General features: G+C 38.7%; 13 protein-coding genes and 1 pseudogene. All 14 read right to left on the reverse strand.

What is annotated here, in order from left to right; translation table 11 throughout:
- Positions 1-29: 29 nt before the first annotated feature.
- Entirely contained in the window at positions 30-704 is a 675-nt protein-coding gene (locus M1P97_RS24550; RefSeq protein ID WP_195371860.1) for a LolA family protein, read from the reverse strand.
- A 9-nt stretch (positions 705-713) separates the two neighbouring features.
- Complete coding sequence (locus M1P97_RS24555) at positions 714-3236, reverse strand: FtsK/SpoIIIE family DNA translocase (protein ID WP_249390456.1); 2523 nt, start codon at positions 3234-3236, stop codon at positions 714-716.
- Between the two features lie 187 nt (positions 3237-3423).
- Positions 3424-4875 (reverse strand): sulfatase-like hydrolase/transferase, encoded by a 1452-nt coding sequence (locus tag M1P97_RS24560; protein WP_249390457.1) that lies wholly within the window; start codon positions 4873-4875, stop codon positions 3424-3426.
- A 6-nt stretch (positions 4876-4881) separates the two neighbouring features.
- Positions 4882-6588, reverse strand: a complete 1707-nt coding sequence (locus tag M1P97_RS24565) for a RagB/SusD family nutrient uptake outer membrane protein (protein ID WP_195371857.1) — start codon at positions 6586-6588, stop codon at positions 4882-4884.
- 10 nt (positions 6589-6598) lie between these two features.
- Positions 6599-10012, reverse strand: a complete 3414-nt coding sequence (locus M1P97_RS24570) for a TonB-dependent receptor (protein ID WP_195371856.1) — start codon at positions 10010-10012, stop codon at positions 6599-6601.
- Between the two features lie 209 nt (positions 10013-10221).
- Positions 10222-11205 carry a FecR family protein gene (locus M1P97_RS24575; protein WP_249390458.1) on the reverse strand — a complete coding sequence of 328 codons (984 nt, stop codon included), beginning with the start codon at positions 11203-11205 and terminating at the stop codon, positions 10222-10224.
- Between the two features lie 110 nt (positions 11206-11315).
- Positions 11316-12455, reverse strand: coding sequence for a DNA alkylation repair protein (locus tag M1P97_RS24580; protein ID WP_249390459.1), 1140 nt, complete (start codon positions 12453-12455; stop codon positions 11316-11318).
- A 21-nt stretch (positions 12456-12476) separates the two neighbouring features.
- Positions 12477-13019 carry an RNA polymerase sigma-70 factor gene (locus tag M1P97_RS24585; RefSeq protein ID WP_195371853.1) on the reverse strand — a complete coding sequence of 181 codons (543 nt, stop codon included), beginning with the start codon at positions 13017-13019 and terminating at the stop codon, positions 12477-12479.
- Positions 13020-13106: 87 nt separating this feature from the next.
- Positions 13107-13787, reverse strand: coding sequence for a porin family protein (locus M1P97_RS24590; RefSeq protein ID WP_249390460.1), 681 nt, complete (start codon positions 13785-13787; stop codon positions 13107-13109).
- A 316-nt stretch (positions 13788-14103) separates the two neighbouring features.
- Positions 14104-14856 carry a hypothetical protein gene (locus M1P97_RS24595; RefSeq protein WP_249390461.1) on the reverse strand — a complete coding sequence of 251 codons (753 nt, stop codon included), beginning with the start codon at positions 14854-14856 and terminating at the stop codon, positions 14104-14106.
- 100 nt (positions 14857-14956) lie between these two features.
- Positions 14957-15673 carry a hypothetical protein gene (locus M1P97_RS24600; RefSeq protein ID WP_195371850.1) on the reverse strand — a complete coding sequence of 239 codons (717 nt, stop codon included), beginning with the start codon at positions 15671-15673 and terminating at the stop codon, positions 14957-14959.
- 470 nt (positions 15674-16143) lie between these two features.
- The gene (locus tag M1P97_RS24605; protein WP_195371849.1) at positions 16144-16896 is read right to left on the reverse strand and encodes a hypothetical protein; all 753 of its coding nucleotides are present in this window, start codon (positions 16894-16896) and stop codon (positions 16144-16146) included.
- Positions 16896-20342 (reverse strand): RHS repeat domain-containing protein, encoded by a 3447-nt coding sequence (locus tag M1P97_RS24610; RefSeq protein WP_249390462.1) that lies wholly within the window; start codon positions 20340-20342, stop codon positions 16896-16898. Before M1P97_RS24610 ends, M1P97_RS24605 begins: the two co-directional genes overlap by 1 nt.
- Positions 20343-20443: 101 nt before the next feature.
- Positions 20444-20556 (reverse strand): annotated as a pseudogene (locus M1P97_RS24615) (IS982 family transposase); the annotation flags it as partial.

Here is a 20556-nt window from a genome sequence, read left to right on the forward strand (position 1 = left end):
ATTAATCTAAGGAATCACTCTACTGTCTTTTAACGGAGATCGATCACCTCTGCATCCGGATAGTCACCTTCCTTAAAAACAAAAAAGTCGTCCGGTTGGTTTACACCCGTTTTCAGTTTACTGATATGGATCGTATTGGTAATGCCGTTTTTTGCTTCGACTTTGATTGCAGCCGGGAAGTTCGAGAACTTTTCGATCTGCAATTCCACCCGGATGATATCTCCTTTCTTCTTTGGCGTCAGTTCTATATCGTAAGCCGCTTTTCCGTTCGCTGCCGTACTTTCCCCGATATATTTAGGAGTAAAACCCTTCTTATATACACGTAATAAAATGGCGGGATTGGTAAACTGCAATTCTTCTCCGGAAGGGGTACTGACATTCACTTCATCGTTACGTTCCACGTAGCTCCATTGCGTCTTCCCATCAAACCAGGTAATCATATCCGGAGTGACCAAGGTAAACTTATCCCCTCTCATATTGATCGTTCCTTCGAAACTTTCCGACATTTTCTGCATATCGGAACGGGTATTCAAAGCAAAGGAAGCAGAGATGCCATTGGAATTTTCGTAGGCAGAAGCTGCCTTATCGAGAATCGATACCGGATTTTGTGCCCTGCTTATCACTCTGACACCGAAAAGGAGACATAATAACAAACCTATAAAGGCGATCTTCCGCCATATCTTTATCTTTCTTTCTCTTTCCATAAATAACGATTATTTCAAAGAGTTCAGTAACTGTTCCAGATTATACTCGTCCTGGATCAAGACCTGACGAGCCTTGCTTCCTTCAAACGGTCCTACGATTCCTGCCGCTTCCAACTGATCCATCAGGCGTCCGGCACGGTTGTAACCGATCGCGAACTTACGCTGGATAAGCGAAGTGGAACCCTGTTGCTGGATAACGATCAGGCGGGCAGCCTCATCAAACAATGGATCGCGATCCGACAGGTCGACAGAACCCGGAGCTTTATCTTCGCCACCTTCTCCCACATATTCGGGCAACAGGAAGGCGGTAGCATAACCGGCCTGGCCGGAGATATAGTTTACGATCTGTTCTACTTCCGGAGTATCGACAAAGGCACACTGCACGCGGTTTGTTTCTCCACCTTGCGAGAACAGCAAGTCACCACGACCGATCAACTGGTTGGCACCGGGTGCATCCAGGATCGTACGCGAGTCGACCATCTGCATCACACGGAATGCCATACGGGCCGGGAAGTTCGCCTTGATGATACCGGTAATGATATTGGTAGACGGACGCTGCGTTGCAATGATCATATGGATACCGACGGCACGTGCTTTCTGTGCGATACGGGCAATCGGTGTTTCGATCTCTTTACCTGCCTGCATGATCAGGTCGCCGAACTCGTCGATAATCACCACGATAAACGGCATGAACTTATGTCCTTTCTCCGGATTCAGGTGACGGGAGGTAAATTTAGCGTTATATTCCTTTATATTACGCACATGCGCTTTCATTAGCAATTCATAACGGTCGTCCATTTCCTTACAAACGGAGTTCAGCGTCATAATCACCTTCGTACAGTCTGTGATCACCGCCTTGTCCGCATCAGGCAATTTTGCCAGGTAATGACGTTCCAGGTCCGAATAGATTCCGAACTCTACCATCTTCGGGTCGACCAGAACAAACTTCAATTCCGACGGATGCTTTCTATATAATAAAGAGGTTATCACTGCATTCAGACCGACTGACTTACCTTGCCCGGTAGCACCGGCCACCAATAAGTGAGGCATCTTACACAGGTCGAACATAAATATCTCGTTGGTAATCGTCTTACCCAATACTACCGGCAGGTCATATTTGGACTCCTGGAATTTGCGAGAAGCCACCACCGACTGCATGGATACGATCTGCGGGTCTTTGTTCGGAACCTCGATACCGATCGTTCCCTTACCCGGCATCGGGGCAATGATACGGATACCCAAAGCCGACAGGTTCAGGGCAATATCATCTTCCAGGTTCTTGATCTTCGAGATACGGACACCGGTATCCGGAATTACTTCATATAATGTAATGGTCGGACCCACTGTCGCCTTGATAGAAGAGATACTGATACCGAAACTTTCCAAAGTCTGTTTGATACGTTTCTGGTTAGCCATCTGTTCTTCCATGTCGACCTGATGTTCGCTCACATCGTATTTTTTCAGCAGTTCGATCGGTGGATTACGGAAGTTGGACAAATCCAGTTTCGGGTCATAATCACCCAAAGCAGAGGCATCATACACTTCGTCGTCACCGGTCGGAACCTCGACTGTAAAGCGAGGATCTCCCGGAAGGTCTTCCGGATCATCGGGTTGATTTCCCGCATCCGGAATATCATACGCTTCTTCCTCCTGTGGGACTGTTACTTCAAATGTATCGTCGTTGGATATATTCGAATAGGTTTCAGTACGCGGTTCAGGCTTACGGTAGCGTTCCACCTCGTCGGCAGACTCCATTTCTTTTGCCGTATCAAAAACAAAATCATCCGTTTCCGGTCGTTCGTCCGGCTGGTCGGCAATAAGATGTTCGGATGCGGTATCGTCTTCCGAAGTCGTATCGTCTTCTGTATCTTCTTTCTTTTCTCTTTTCAGACGGTTCTTCAACCAACCGAAAGAAAGCAGGCTTTGCAGGAACGGTATCGTTTTCTTGCTGCTGAATATGGCAATGATCAGGAAAATACCGGCCAGTAACAGGATGGTTCCGGGGATACCGATATTGGTAATCATCATTTCAGACAGGTAATACCCGTGTTGTCCTCCCAGATAAATAAAAGTATCTTCATATCCGCTGATAAAAACGAAAGCAAAGAACAGCGATCCCCAAACAAGCATAGCCGCGCAGAATAGGAAACGCTTCAACAACGACACCCTGCGCAGATTCATCAGCTTCGCTCCGACCGATCCTAGGAAAAACAGGATCATAAACGAAGAGATACCAAACCAGCGGTTCATCAACAGGTCTGCCAGGACAGCTCCCCGCACCCCCGTCCAGTTCTCAACCGAACCTCTGTTCGTCAGCAAATCCGATAACGGGACATTCTCGATCTTACTTTGATCCGCTCCTCCCGTGAAGAAGAAAGAGATCAGGGATAATCCGATATAAATGGTAATAATAGCTATTACCAATCCGGTAATAAAACGGGTACGTTCGTTGGTGAAGAACATCTTCATCAAGGCTAACTTACCAGGTTCGTTGTTACTATTTTGTTTTGTTGTAGTTGCTTTCTTTGCCATATAAATCCTCGTTAAATGATATCCGAAATATGCCCGAGATATCTTTTATAACTTGCAAATATACATGATTATCTCCATAAAGCCGCATAGGTATGCGGAAAAACCGTACGCTTTCTTTTTCGACAATATAAAATTGCGCTAAAGAAAACATACGGTTCTCTAAATATGAAATTGAAGTCAGATCAGATCAATAAACATACAATTTAGAAGCTTCATCCCAGGACATCTTTCCCGGTCTTCCCATCCAGTAATGTAAATCCAGATTACAGAAATCATTGTTCTTTTTCATCTCTTCTTTCAAAATACGCTTGTAAGCTTGTTTTTTGAAATCGTATTTTGCATCAGAAGCCAGGTTCACCATTTCATCCGGGTCTGTCTGCAGGTTGAACAGCTGTTCCGTAACGGCACCATCCACATTATAAATAATGTATTTCCAACCATCTTTCACCAGAGCTCTCTGGAAACTGTTGTAGGCCAGGAACAATTGATCCCTGTGTTTTTCCGACCCATTCAATACCGGAACCAGCGATTTTCCTGTAACAGATTCTGCCGGCTTAATATTCAGAAGATCACAAAGGGTCGGATAGATATCGTACAGGTAACAATCCACATCTTTCCGGGTACCTTGTTCCATGCCGGGAATAACCATAGCCATCGGTACACAGACACTATGCTCATACAAGTTCTGTTTGCCAAGAAGTCCGTGACGTCCTACCGCTAAACCGTTATCAGAAGCAAAAACAATGATGGTATTATCCAACTCTCCTTTGTCCTTCAGAGTTTTCATAATACGTCCGATCTGCGTATCGACTTCACTGATCATTCCATAATAATCAGCCAAATCTTTTTTCATCATGGCCTCTGTCCTCGGGAAGGGTAACAATACCTCATCACGAATTTTTAACTCACCGTTGTCAAACGGATGCTGCGGCAGGAAATTAACAGGCAGCTCCATATCTTCCGGATTATAGTGATGTCCGTATTCTGGATGCTTCATACGCGGATCGTGCGGAGAAGTAAAAGCAACAAAGGCGAAGAACGGTTTATCATTCTTACTTCTTTTATTCAGATAATCGACAGCAGCATCGGCAAACATTTCTGATGAGAACTTATCTCCGATAAAGGTCTTTTCATATTTTCCTTCCGGATCATAATGATTCAGACGGGGAGATACATGCCCGTCCGTTGCATACGAATGCATTCCTCCGAAGAAAATATTTTCTGCCTTGGCAAATGAACGGTTAAACGACAAGGGATCTGCATGCCATTTCCCTGTGGCAAACGTTTCATAACCGTTAGACCGCAACAATTCCGGCAAGGTAACTTGTTGTTCCGGAATCACCGCACCGTCTCCACTTACCTCATAGACACCTCTACCCGTCATGATCATGGCACGGCTCGGCATCGACAAAGCACCTCCCAAAGAACCGTTCGTATAGGTATGCATAAAGGAAATACCCTGATCGACGATCCTGTCGATATTAGGGGATACGACCTGGTTATTGCCATAGGCATGAATGCAGGTTTTCTGCATATCGTCTACCAAAATAAACAATACATTCTTAGTCTCTTTCCCCTTTGCCCACACCGAACAATTCAATGTAGCCAAGGCGGCTACAGAATAAAAAATCTTTCTCATAATCGATTACCAACCTGGATTTTGTTTTAAGTTTCTATTAATAACCAATTCTTCTGTCGGAAGCGGGAAATAATAATGTTTCGATTCATCGAACTTACGTCCGTTCGGTAAAATATTCCAATACGGCAAAATAAAACCTTCTTTATCCACATCGATATGTTTACCAATAACGACTGTCGGATACTGAGACTGAACAAACTTCATTCCCCGAACCGTTTTTTCCATCAGCTTACCCGCTTTCCATCTCATCAAATCATCATACCGCATATTCTCCAAAGCAAACTCCACACGTCTTTCCCTTCTGATCTCGTCTATCAGCACTGGTAAAGACGGAAAATCAGACATCGGGTCTTTCACCAGCTGATCGATTTTCATATCCGGCATACCTGCGCGTTTACGCAACAAATTAACAGACAGGTCCAAATCAGACTGCGTACACTCGCCCAATTCCGCCTTCGCTTCCGCATAAACCAATAAGGCTTCCGCATAACGGAATACAGGAGCATCCAGAATACCGTTCTGATAACGTAAATATTCTGCCGGATCGTCTACCCAATATTTTATGATCTGGTAACCGGTCGGAATATTTCCTGTAGAAATATTTGAACCAGGAATAGATGGTTTCTTCGTATCCCGTTGCAAATCTTTTCCCGGATAACAGATCGTCTGACACAAACGTGGATCACGATGTAACATTTCAGCCTGAATACTATCATGTCCCAAGAAATGTTCTTTACAAAGAGATATCGGTTTTCCACATTCACAAAGATAAGCATCAATTAAAGATTTTGTCACACTAAATCCTAAAGTTGATTCTCCCCCTTCCAAAAGGTTACTAGTCCTGTTACCTAACAATCCTTCTTCATAAACTTTATAATAAATCATTTCCGGATTATCCTTCAAATCCAGAGAACAGAAAAGCGTACGGTAATCAGACTCCGGATTATTTGTGTTATAAATCTGGTAATGACCTTCTTTAATTAAAGTCTGACTCATGTTTACAGCCTCCTTCAGGAACTTTTCTGAATTATCAATCTGATGATATTTACGGAATGTTCCTTCATGCAGACAGATTCTCGCCTTTAATATCAGTGCTACATCCTTGTTGATACGGCCGGAAACAGCATTCTTTTTCGCCGGTAGCTTTTCAATAGCCCAATCGATGCAAGCTAACACAGAATCCATCACTTCAACACGCGAATCCCTTGCCCCAAAAAGCTCCTCCGATTCAGTTGTAAGGTCTTTCGTTAACCAGGGTACATCTCCATATCGTTTCACTTTCTCAAAATAATCCCAGGCTTTAAAGAAATATACTTCAGCAGCATACGCATCTTTTTCCTCCTGACTGATCTCTGCCTGCTGATAACGGGCCAGGAAATAATTACACTTCCGGATAAAAGTCCAATTCCATTCATTGTCATTAGAACTTTCCGGTACTATATGTTCGCCGGCAGCCACTTTATCGTAATCCTGAGGGGCCATATTATCACTCTGGTTATCACCGGATAACATCGGGCTTCTATCGTGACCGGTACCATGTCCTTTAATATAAGTATATAAACCATTACAATACAACTCCATATCCCTGGCCGAATGCCAGAAATTCTGATCACTGATATCTGTTGTCGGAAAACGATCCATAAAATCATCATTACAAGCAACCAACGTTGCCAACATGATGCTACCTGCAAGTAATATTTTAATTGATTTCATATTGCTCTAATTATAATGATAATTGTAAACCGAATAAAATTGAACGCTGCAATGGATAAAATTCACCCACTTTGCCTACATTTGACTTTGATTTTTCATCATCCACATTTCCGATAAGCTCAGGATCGAATTTACCTCGCATATTGGTAATCTCGAATAAGTTCTGACCGGAAAAGTAAACACGAACTTTGTTCAATCTGACTTTCTGGGTGATCTCAGCAGGTATCGTATATCCAACTGTAAAGTTTTTCAACCGTGCGTAAGCTCCACTTTGTAAATAACGAGTCTGTGTTCTTACATTATAACTCATTGAAGAAGCTTTCCACATAGGGTAAAATGCTCCCGGGTTATCTTCTCTCCAGGCATTTTTATAAACTTCATAGGTACCGACAGCATTCGCATTATTAATATGTCCCCAGAAATAACTACCGATCGGGAAGAAATCACGTTTACCAATACCTTGAATAAAGATATTACAATCAAAACCTTTCCATCCCAGATTGGCCGTTATACCGAACTGATAACGCGGCGTCGTATTTCCAATCACCTTCGTATCGCCCGGGTTATCTACCGTTTTATCACCCCAATCTATTATTTTGTCACCATTCAAATCTGCATAATGTGTATCACCAGGTCCCCATTTATCGCCATTACCTAATTTACTCTGATTGGCAGCCGCAGCCACTTCGTCTTTCGACTGGAAGATTCCGACAGTTTCATATCCCCAGATCTCTCCAATCTTTTTTCCTACATAATAATTATCATATAACTTACTCGGATTATTATCAAACTTGGTAATTTCACTCTGATAGTCAGACAGAATCAAACCTAAATCATAAGAAAAACCGTTAGCCAGCTGATCCCTCCAATTGACAGAAAGCTCCCAACCGGCAGTCTTCATATCTGCATTATTACGTCTTGGAACATCTGTTCCTAAAATAGACGGAAGCTTATCCCCTTCAGTCAGCATATTTGTAGTTTTCCTGTTAAACCAATCAAAGCTTGCACTTAAACGATTCAATACCGTTATATCAATACCCAGATTTAAAGACTTTACAGTTTCCCATGTCAGATCCGGAGAAACCATTCCGGGAGCAGCAACGGAAATAGGTAAAGAGCCATTAATGATAAAAGGAGTCTGCTGCGTTACTTCGAATGTGGAAATATAAGGATAATAACCTTTGACATTCTGATTCCCCAAACTACCGTAATTAACTCTAACCTTTAAATCATTCAGCCAAGAATGTGTAGATTCCATAAAAGATTCTGAAGAAATACGCCATCCGACAGAGAAGGAAGGGAAGAAACCATAACGGGAATTATGCGGGAACTTAGATGTACCATCATAGCGACCATTCATTTCAAACAAATACTTATTCATATAGTCATATTTCAGACGCATAAACATACCACGAATCGCCCAACTGTACTCCTTATCTTTTGTCGTTACTTTCCCTGTACCCAAGCTGATCGAAGGAATATCACTTGATACCAGTTCTTCTTGTTTGGTATAATCTTCCCGGTAAGTTTCCCATTCCTGATTAAAACCGGCCAATACTGTAATATTGTGTTTTTCATTGATCGATGTCATATATTCCCCGTATAGGTTCGCAGCAAAATAGTTACTTCGTGCATTCTGAGCGAGGATAGAGGAAGGGAAGGTCGCACTATTTTGGGTAGTCCAGGAATCGCGGATATAATCAAATTCCTTTTGTACATCTTTCTGTCTGTCATTAGTAGCTCTATAACTAAAATCACCTTTAATCTTCAAGCCTTTCACCACATCCCATTCCGCATTACCCATCAAAAGGGTCAGGTCATTGTTTGTCACATTTCTTGAACCGCTTGTCAGGAAATTATAAAAATGCTCCGTCGGAATACCACCGCCGACAGGGCTGTCTTCAGGTGTTGTGACCGGGAATAATATCTGCGGTTCACCGCGTGTCATCTGTTCCCACCAATTAGTTCCCTTTGTTGAGTAAGCATGAGGTGCATCATATACCGTATGTGTATAGGATGCTTTAAAGCCTACACGAAAATTAGGAGTCAGATCTGCAGAGATATTGCTCAGGAAATTATACCTCTTAAATATATCGGTCGCATCCTTAAACATCCCTTCCTGGTTCATATAACCTGCTGAAGCATAGAAACGGATAGCCTTACTACCTCCACTGATATTTACCGTATGTTTATGGGTAGGAGCCCATTTCTGAAGCATCTGTTTATAGTTGTTATTATTTGAATTCCAGAAAATTTTACCATTCTCCATCATATGGTAAACCGGATTATTAACCGGGTCATTATAATAATCTTTCACCCATTGTACCTGTTCGGCCGAATATTTGTCTTTACCCGTATTATTGAACGAAGATTCATTCATGGCATCCATATAATCGGGAGCACTCAGCATATCCGGTAAATAAGTATGTGTATTCAACTGGATACTTCCGGAATATTCAATCACCGGTTTACGATCCGTTTTCCCCTTTTTCGTTGTGATCAGAATCACGCCGAAAGCACCCCGGGCACCATAAATAGCCGAAGAAGAAGCATCTTTCAAAACCGATACACTTTCCACATCTTCCGGATTGACCATATTCATATTCATCTGAACACCATCTACCATCACTAAAGGAGAACTACCTTCTCCGCTGATAGATGCCAGACCACGAATATTCATACTTACTTCAGCATTGGGATCGCCTCCGTTAAAAGAGATATTTAGGTTCGGAACCACCCCTTGAAGTCCTTGTCCCAGATTCGTTATCGGACGATTTTCCAACACCTTGGAAGTTACTTGTGAAACAGCTCCTGTCAGGTTTACTTTCTTTTGTGTTCCATAACCGACAACCACCACTTCTTCCAATGTTTCTGAATCTTCTTTCAGGGTTATCCTCAGGTTATGTTTATTACCTACTGCCACTTCTTCCGTTTTATATCCTATATAAGAGACAACCAAAGTTGTACCGGAAACGACATCCAAAAAAAACTTTCCGTCTATATCCGTGATAATACCATTCATTGTCCCTTTTTCAACAACATTGGCTCCAATGATGGGTTCTCCGGCCGGATCATAAACAGTCCCTTCGATCTTAATTCTATTTTGTTGGACAACAGCCTCTTCTGATTTCGACAATATGATATAATTATTGACAAACTCATATTTCAAACCATGTCCTCTCAATGCTTCATCCAAATACTCGGAGACTTTGGCTTTCTTCTTAGTTAATGACAAATCGAAGTTTGAACGAACACCACTCGTACTATATATGACGAGATAGTCAGTCTGTCTTTCTATTTCCTTAAACAATTCTTCAATTGAAAGTTTATTCGATTTTAATTCGACAACAACAGTCTGTGCATCAGTATTCAATGCAAATAACTGGCACACAAAAACAAACAGGATAAAAAAGGATAGTTTCATAATTCTGAATGCCTTTTGGTGATTTTTTAGACATAAGAAATGCGGTAACAAAGGATTTATTTTCATATCTTTGCTTTGTTAAGTAAATACTAATTTTTTGAACACAAATGGTTTTACTTTTCGTAAAATCGGTAGATAGGCCAATATCTGCCGATTTTTTTAATTCTTCATGGACTCATACATACTAAATTTAAAGGTTAATACTATTTTTATTTACTCAGTATTATCTGGTTCAGTTCATCATTCTTCTTGATTTTAAAATTATGTATCCGTTGGATCAGATGAAGAATCTCCATCACTCCATCCCTTTGACGGAACTTCCCGACATATTCATAATCTAATATTTCCGGATCTTTCACAACGATCTTCACATCATAATACAACTCCAACTTCTCTATGATTCTTCCCAACTTCTGCCTTTTAAACGTATAAATACCTTCGCGCCATAATAATTCATCCGGGTCCATTGTAGAGAGCACTAACTGTTTTCCTTTTTGAACAAGATACTGTTCCGGAGAAAGGATCACACCTTCAGCCTCGGAAGAGGGAAAGTAAGCTTTCACAGAACCTTCCTGAAGATAAACGCCAGTATAATTACTTTCCGGATAGCAGAATACGTTGAACTGGGTTCCCAGAGCTTTGACATCCATCGTCCGGGTAGAGACAATGAAAGGTACCTTTTTATTTTTGCTCACATCAAAAAAACCTTCACCCGACAAAAAAACTTTCCGTTCCTTTTCGAAAAAAGAAGGATAGGATAATTTAGAACCAGCATTCAGCCAGACTTTCGTACCGTCAGGTAATGTAAGTTCTGCACGCTGTCCGGCTGGAACTACTAATTCCTGCTGAAAAGCGATCAACTCTTGCCGGTTTGTGATATCTCCGGAGAAACAGTAAGATGCCAACATCCAAGCAGACACAAAGACGATCACAATTATTGCTGCATACCGGCTGAACGAGATCAGCCAAACTTTTCTTTTCCGTGAATTCACAAGTCTTTTAAAGTTACCATATCTTTCAGATCCCTGCTGCATATCAGCTTTTTCCGGAACCAACTCCAACAGACTATGCAAATGTTGATAGTCTATGATTTGAGATTTCAACTTAGGATCATTATAAGCTTCTTTTAAAAGCTGATCCTGTTCCTGCTTCGGTAATACTCCCTGGCAATATTTTATGATTCTTTCATCCATTATTCACTGTTCTTTATATAGTAAACGAACAGAAAAAAAAAATCCCCCTAAAGAAATCTGATTATTTTTTCAATTTTCCCCGGAAGACTAATTACCACATGCCGTATTTATCATTCAATCAGCTCAAAATCATACTTTTCAAACTCATTCCCGTTGATTATTACAGCAACCTGATGAAGTCCGGGATGGAGTTTCCTGGTTGTTACCACGCGAAAAGAGTGTTTTCGAGTAATTTGTGTTGTAGAATTTTCGGCGTACTCCTTTTCGCTGATCTTGTGGACTTTCTTTGTCAACGTTCCATTCGCTTTTTGGTAGTAAATTCCGTATTCAAGTCGTATTTTGGTTCTTTTATTGTTCTTATTCAATAAGTTAAAACTAAACTCCAACGACTCTCCAACTTTAACTTGGGGTATTGAAATCTGAAAATTCTCAATGCGGATACTTTTTACTGTAGAATTAAAACCAAACAGTTCCATCATCTCCTGATTGCCTTGTTTTAAGAGTGTCCGGCAGCCATGTTTGATAATCCAATCCACTTCCTTCGACTCTCCTTGCCATCTTTTCACCAAATCAATCACCGTTTGGGGATTATCTTTCGCTATATCATTTAAGTTATTGGCAACACTCAAGCGCACAAATCTCGCCGGATCGTTTTTAAGGTTTTCCAGAATTGGAATGATCGGGGCAGGATTTTCTTTCAAATTCGGCAAAGCCATCGCCCAGGGAAGACGCGGACGGCACCCTTCTGACGCAAGCCGTCTTACTCCCCAATGTTCATGCTTCGACCAAACTAACATTTGCTGCATCATTTCATCCGGATATTTTATAATAAAAGGATGAACAGAAAATTCACAACTTGTAAACTGGGTGATTTTTTCTATCGCTTTAACAGAGGTTTCGTAATCGTCCAATCCGTATTGTTCTACATAATTATCTAAAACCGGACCATACTCCAATGTTAAGCCAAACTTCGTATCATCAATTTTTGAAAAATCAGGCTGTGTATTTTTTACATAATCCAACAGTTCTAGTATTTTAGCGATCGCTTCTTTGTAATCTGCCGGTAAAAACTTTCTCAGAATTGTTGTAATGTGCATACAACGTTGTTTAAGCTCTCTGTTTTCCCATTCATTATCCATTATTTGGGATACAAACTCACGGGCATCAAAATCCTTGATAACAAGTTTCAAATCTTTCGTAAATCTATCGAAAAATTGCTCGTTATACATGTTTTTAAAAGGTTCTGCCATATTTTTAATTTTTACGCCTTATCAAAAGGACAAAATAAACATCAATAGTGGTAAATAGTTTTTTAATTCCTCTCTTAACTTTTTATAAGCGATAGTCATCTGTGTTTCAATGGTTTTTACAGACACATTCAGTTCTTCTGCTATCTCTTTCTGCTTTTTTCCTTCCAGTTTACTTAATATGAATATCTCCCGGCACCGTTCGGGAAGTGCGTTAAGTGCCTTTTCTATTATATTCCTTATATTATCCTCCGAAAGCCCGTCCATATCAAATGCTTCCAAAGAATCGAACTTCATGCGGAAGGACAAGTCAAAATCTTCCTGCATCTTCGAAGCTGCTTCCTGCTCCAATAGCTTACGCCGCAGGTAATCAATGCACCTGTTTTTTACAGACGTAAACAAATAGGCTATCACATTTATATGGAAATCCAACGAATCTCTCTTTTGATAGAAATCAAGAAAAACATCTTGTGTAATGTTCTCCGCTTCTTCTTCAGAAAGGACATAGTCGCGTGCAAAGTGTTTAACACGCGAGTACCATGTTATATAAAAATTCTCAAAATCCATCTATCTGTTCAATATCTCACAACAACCCCTTTATTGTAAACAAAATTAAACAAAAACATTGGATATGCAACACTGTACAGTACTTCTTTAAAACTTATATCCAACCGTTACGAACGCTGATAAATTTTTAAGAGCATTATCTTCGAGCTCTTTTATATCTATTAGTTCGGAAAATCCGTCATGTATCTTAACCAGCCCCAATTGTCCTTCCAAGCCCACTACAATTCTCCGGTACTCATAGGCAATACCCAGTCCAACTCCGGCATCAAAACGTTTGCATCCCATATTCCCATCGGTTATACTACCAAAGGTATTGAGTTTATACTCTTTATGAACTGTCTGAATCCCTGTAGTACCCGGAATCGGTAACCATACATCGACCGATGTTTTGCCTCCTACTCCATAAGCCATATAAGGACCTCCTGAAATAACCAGGTTAGATGTTTTCGTAAGATGTAAGCGGGCCGACAACATAACAGGCAATTCAAGATAAAGCATATTTACTGTAGCCTTTCCCAAATCTTTTCCATCTTCTTTAGATCCTTTTGATACAAAATTCAGAGAAGGTTGTAACGCCCAGGTTTTATTAAAACCATATTCCATACCAACACCCACCCTATAAGCGAATTTGGCATTTTCTTCAGTGTTCTGTCCCCACATGCTCGCAAGACCTGCTCCCACCTTTACTTGAAAAGAAACAGGTGATTGAGCATAAGCCCTAGCACTCAAAATAATAAAAACAACACATATTCTCAAAACATACTTCATATTCCGTCCAAATTATTCATTAATATTCATTTTAAAATACAACACTTAAAGTATCAGGAACAACACTTCCACAATATAACCTATATCCATTGTATATTCATTTATATCTAATGTATACCTAAATTGAATCTTGTGTAAGATTCGAATACTTCACAAACAAATAGGGATGTGATATAGTATCATACTCTGCTGAAACACTTAATTTACTCTTAGACCATGATAGGGATAAATCTACTTTCACTTCTTGTGAAAGTAGATTTTGAACATTAAACAACAATAAATATATATACAATTTATTCATATTACATTGAAATGACTATTCCACTAGAGTTGGCAACATTTCACTTTCTATAGGGGAGTAGTTCTTATTTGGGTAAACATCATTCGGGAAATCAATTACTGTTATTTTGCTGGAGTCAATCAACGCTGTAAACGAATAATCTAAAAAGGAATCATATAACTTCAATAAGTTACCCTCTTTTGACCATTTCCCTTCAGAAATTATTGGTGAGTACTCACCCAAATGATAATGAATTTGATAAAGATAGTTATTATCTAAAGACAGAGTAATAGATTCATTTTTATATACACCTAATCGAAAAGGAATCGGATATGAAGATTTCTTCTTTCTATTATGCAAATCACGTTCTCTCTTATTTTTGCACTCAACTTCAAGATCAACAACATACCCACATGTATCATCTGTTTCCCCTTTACATAGAAACCGTTCATTTTCCATAAAAGAAAAACCTTTCTTTACAACAAATTCTGACTTATCATTATTTGCCTCTAATACTATTTCGGCATTACAAGGTATATCCTTCAAATAATACATATTGCCTATTGTATGTACTCGCCCATACGAGACAAAAAAACTCGACGAGAGTTCACCTGTACCTTCCGTAAACAAAATATAATATTTATCTTTCTGCAAATGTAACTCACAATAAGCCTCTGGAGAGTTTTTGGTATTCAAAACCTTACGTTCTCCCATTTCATAATATTGAGCAAATATAGTTTCTATATACATAGAAAAAACAGCAATTAATATATACTTAACCTTCACCATACATATTTAGTATTTCTACCATTCCTTTTTTATCATACATATATTTCATTCTCTATTTTATCTAAATCCAAGCTGAAGCTAATATTCTGAACATTAACACTCATCGCATAATAAACGCATACAATCCATTTTTAACTAAAGAATATTGATCACTTTCATTTATCTCATTTGGGAAATAAATAGCAATTAATGATTTAGATTCTATTAGGAGTAAAAAAGAATAATCCAAAGAAGAATCATTTAATTGCAATTTATTACCATCTTTTATCCATTTACCTTCTGATAACAAAAAAACTTTTCTTTCTATCAAATAATAGATTTTAAAATTAAAATTTATATTTATATCCAAATAAACATATCCATTATCATATACTCCCAATTGTAAAGGAACATGATCTGAATTTAGTAAACTTAAATACTCCTCTACTTTCTTCTTCCTTTTTTCTGATTCATCCTTTATATCCAATATAGATTTATGTATAAATGAGTCTGATCCACCTACATGAATAAAAGATTTCCCATGCATTAGTTTAAAACCTTTTTTTACAAATAGATCAACATTGTCTCTTTTTTCCAGAATTAAAGTCGAATTACTTCTTATGTCATTCAAAAGAATACTGCTCCCCTTCACAGACATTGATCCGAAAGAAAGAAATAAAATCAGCCTATCATCACCTGGTCCAATAATAAAATAAATGCAATACTCCTTATTATTTATCATTTCTAAATAACATGAAATATTCTTTTCATAAAAAGGATCTTTCAGTTCATACGTTTGAACTAAAGTGTCTTTTAAGTCACAAAAAGATTTTAACATAATCATAAATTTAATAGACCCACATTGATTTTATCGTATTCCCTAAATTATAACTACTTGGATAGGTCCCTGAATACCCTAAGCTTTTTGCTATATTTGTCACATCTAAAGCCATCTGATATCTACCAACATTTTGGTATACACTAGCAGTATATTTATATGCCACAGTTTCTGAATAAGCTTTCACATAAGCTCTTAAAAAAAAATAATTATGATATACATGATTTAACTCATGACCAGCAACCGCTCTAAAATCCACAACATTTCCTAAAGTATATCGCGGAGAGATATGCACCAAACTCTTCCCTGTAGTATATCTATATAGCCAGCAACTTCAGCTCCATTATCAACATATACTCCATCAGTCATCATCCCCATCCGTCCTGTCTTTGTCGTAATCTCTTTAATTCTCACATTTCCGACACAAATCATGTGTCAAGAGGATTAAATAAAAAAATCAAAACAGTTTCCTATTTATGCAAATTTATTTTTTTATATTTATTACCTCCTTCCACAAAAGAGTATATCCGCTTCTCATTCAATTCATTTGGAAAATCAATCGCAATCAACTGTCTATCCACGCTTATCAACATTGTAAACGAATAATTAAGAAATGGATCTCTTAATTTTAAAATACCATTTCTGGTTGCCCATTTTCCTTCTGAAATTACAATCAAATACTCTTGAAATTTATATGCAATTGTATATGAGCCATTTCCTTCAAGAAACACATGAACATTCCCATTCATATATTCTCCAAACCCAAACTTTAGTTTATCAGGTAACTGTTTATCTCTTATTGATTGAACCTCTTTCTTCTTTTTATCATATTCAACATCAATATCAAACCAAGAAAAATCGTCACTATCAGCTTTGTCTTCATAAGTAAGACATTTCTTTTGCATAAATGAAAAGCCCTTTTTTATGTTGAAATTAGCTGACTTATCCTTTTCCAAGACTATTTCAGCATTAGTTGGTATATCTTTCAAATAATATAAATTTCCCTCTTTTCGGACATACCCATACAAGGGAAACATATTAAAAACTATATCATCTGATATCAAAGAGAATTTCATAGTATATTTATTGTCCAAAAGATACAACCGACAATCGATATACTCCTGAGTCCAATGGTTCAAGAATTTACTTTCACCCAAAACATATCTTTGCGCAAATAAAGGATTTGCACAAAACATAAATAGTATGACAAATTTGTATTTCATTATCTAAACCTATAAATATTGGGAATTTCATAACTACTGGAGTGCCCAAAAAAACGTTGGTTAACAGCATTTTGCATCCACTGAAATGCCTTTACAGGTTGAGATGCCCTCAAATAAATATTTGCTGAATATCGATAAGCAACACTTTCAGAAGAAGCTCTCACAAAAGCTCCAGCAAAAGTATATTGGTGGTAAGCATGAATCAGCTCATGTCCAGCTACAGCCCTAAAATCAGCTACATCCAATGCATTTGCGTATTTCGGAGAAATATGTATTTTTGAACTACGCCCTGTAGAGGACAAATCTGCATATCCAGCAACTTCGTGTCCGTTTTTTAGGTTTACATATGATTCTTTTGTAGTCATACCATACCTTTCTCCTGTTCGTGTTGTTATTTTTTCTATGCCTAAATCACCTTCTTTTATACTATACTCTCCTTGAATTCTAGTTTTCAAGCTTTCATCATTCAATTCAGCAATAAAACTATCATTATAATTATCTCCCATTGCTTTATAATCTGTCTTTTCTATTGAATTTCCTATTACAAACTCAGAGGTTGTTCTTCCATCCCAAAATGAATACCCTTTAGCCATATCCGTAAACCCACGTATCAGACCGCCAGATAAACCACTAAAAGCAGCACTTAATGCGCCTCCTACAAATCCAGCCTTCAGTCCTGCACCAAAACCAGCTCCTGATAACCAAGCATTTCCGGAGCAACCGACAAAACCGCCTCCAAATCCACCTGCTAGCCCAGAAAGACTTCCATTTATGAAACCACCTGCCGTTATCGAACCCGCAACAGCTCCACCAGCCCATGCACCAGCAGCTCCAGAAGCGGCTCCAACAAATAAGCCTTTAAACATATCCCCAGCCAATCCCCAACCACTCTTATCACTGGATACCATCGCTGTTCCCATGCCAATCCATCCACCAATAATAGCTGCTGCCAGGATAAGACTTTCACCATTCGGATCCTTGTACGATAACGGGTTATTCAACGCATACGAATAACCATTATAAGACTGCGTAAAATCTGGTACCTGAACAATAGGATCAGGGCTTAAGAAACGACCTAACACCGGATCATACAAACGCGCATTCATATTGATCAGACCAAACATCTCCAAATGTTCATGACCCGTAAAGCCACGATCAAATTTCATCTCCGGCAGATTCTCATAATTATTCCAGTTCGAAGCATCACGCCTACGCCCCCAAGCATTAAAGTTCAAACGTTGCACTTCATTACCTGAAGCATTGGTTATCAACCAGGGAGAACCTAAATGGTCATTATGAAAATAATACATGCCGGCATCAGATGCACCTTCCGTATAAACAGCCGCTATTTCTCCACCGGCGTAAATATAATAATTTTTACGGATTGTAGAACCTTTTTGAATCTCTTCATAAGGACCACTATAGTATTTTGTGAATACAGTCGCATTATTTTCCACATATTGGCTTTTTATACGACTATTTCCTCCATTATAAGAAATCGTATAGACCTTATTGTTTTCTGTAATCTTAACTGGCAAACGAACACTGTTATATGTTACCGACAAATTAGTATTAGCCAATCCCATATTATTCCCGGGAGAGACTTTATTAACCGCATGGGGATGATTTGCTGCATACTGATATGTTCCGGCATCCGATTTAAATGTTATGTTTCCATTTTCACCATATTCAACTCCGGACGTAAGTCGGTTCATGTCGTCATATGCAAAATACTCTCCCTGAGACTTATAAAAATCATGTCTGTTTTGAATATTACCACGGGAATCAATATCCCGGTAAGCTACATTGAATAGAGTCGATGTCCCTTTTATTGCCTGAATTGAAGTCGGTATTCCGATGGTGTTATAAGTAAAATTATTCTGTATACTGTTTCCTGAATTTACCGACAATATTTGGCCTTTCGCATTTGCATCACTTTTTTGCCAGACTGTCGTCACAGTCGGTTGCCAAATAATTTTATAAAGATCACCGTTTGTATATTCGTATTTAATTGACTTTGAGTTAGGATAAGTCATCGTTTCCAATTGTCCTTTATTATTGTAACTATATGAAAATAGGAAAGATTTGTTATCGACAGTTTCTATTTTTGAGTCTAAACGACCATAAGTTCCATAAGTACATGTAGTTTTCATACCACCATAAACAATTGAACTCACCAGTCCTTTATATTTAGAATCATAAGTATAGGAAAAAGATTCCCCAGCTCCTCTTTTATACGTTTGAAGACGCCCGCTACCATCATATACATATTCTTCCGCTTCACCTCTGGCATCTGTTTGCTTTTTCAGATTACCCCAACCATCATATTCATAAGTAATTGTACCGGCATTCGGATCTTTTAGTTCGGTTCGACGTCCTAATAGATCATACTTCATAGTTGAGAAGGTTGAACCACAGACAACTTTAACCGGAGCACCCGATGGTCCATAGGTATAAGTTATCTTACCCCCCGGATCTGTTACAGATTTTAACTTCCCGGCAGTATCAGTTTCTCGGACAGTGGTATAACCTTTAGTTCCATCATTAATAGTTGTTTGATTACCAGAATAACTATAGGCTATTGTACCCAAAGGTGTCACTAACTTACTTATTCTGCCATAATTATCATATTGACTGGTATGATACTGGATTGCAGACGAAGAACTCCCCGTAAAATAAGGTTCGGAAACTTTTATAGTACGCCCCAATGCATCATACTCAGTTGTTGTATAAACTTCCTTATTTTGGAAATTCTTATGACTAGACTGAATCTCACGCCCAAGAACATCATACCAGGTTTTGATGATTTGACCGTCCCCTGTTGTTTCTGTACGAAGAACTACAGATTTTGAAGGGTTACCATTCGTCCACGTCCAACTCGTTGAAACCTTATTTGCAGATGAAGAACTCAAAGACTGCGTCTTTATTTTTCCAAAACCATCATAAGTAAAAGTCGACTCGTCACCTGCTATATCCGTTTGAGAAGACAACAAACCAGAAACCGGATCATAAACAAAAGACTCCACTTGTCCTAAAACATCTGTATGAGTTTTAATAAAACGTCCTTTCTCATACGTATAAGATTCCATACGTGAAGTGCTGCCAACCATTTTGGCTTTTGTTGCAACATTCCCATACCCATCATAAGTATAAGTTGTTACGGATTTATATGATGATTGATTCGGTTCAACTGTTTGTGTTTGCAACAAGCCTGTTGTATTGTTATAAGCATAATCAACTGTATTAGTCAGTGAACTACCATTCACCGTACTCGTACTCACACTTCGGGTCAATAGCCCAATAAGCCAGTCTGTTGTGTTGTTGTTATATGTATTTGTTACTTTTTGTACATCTCCGTTACCATAAGTCGCAGTTTGCACCAACAGATTTCCATAATTATCATAAGAATAATTCGTTGCAACAGATTGAATAACTTTATTAGCCACCGGCTCATAAGTTTGTTCTGTTACAGATGTAGGTTGATAGACAAATGTCCCATATACATCCGAAGGTTTCGTTAAAGTATTGATATAACCCGTTGGCGGAATTAAATTAGTGCATATTTAATTTGTCCAATGGGTTTGTTATTAATCTTGTTTATATATTGAAGGATTGTAAGTGCACTAATTTTCCCCGTAATTCTGGTAAACAATCCTTCTG

It is taken from the genome of Parabacteroides leei (assembly GCF_023369805.1).
In the GTDB taxonomy this organism is placed as follows: domain Bacteria; phylum Bacteroidota; class Bacteroidia; order Bacteroidales; family Tannerellaceae; genus Parabacteroides; species Parabacteroides leei.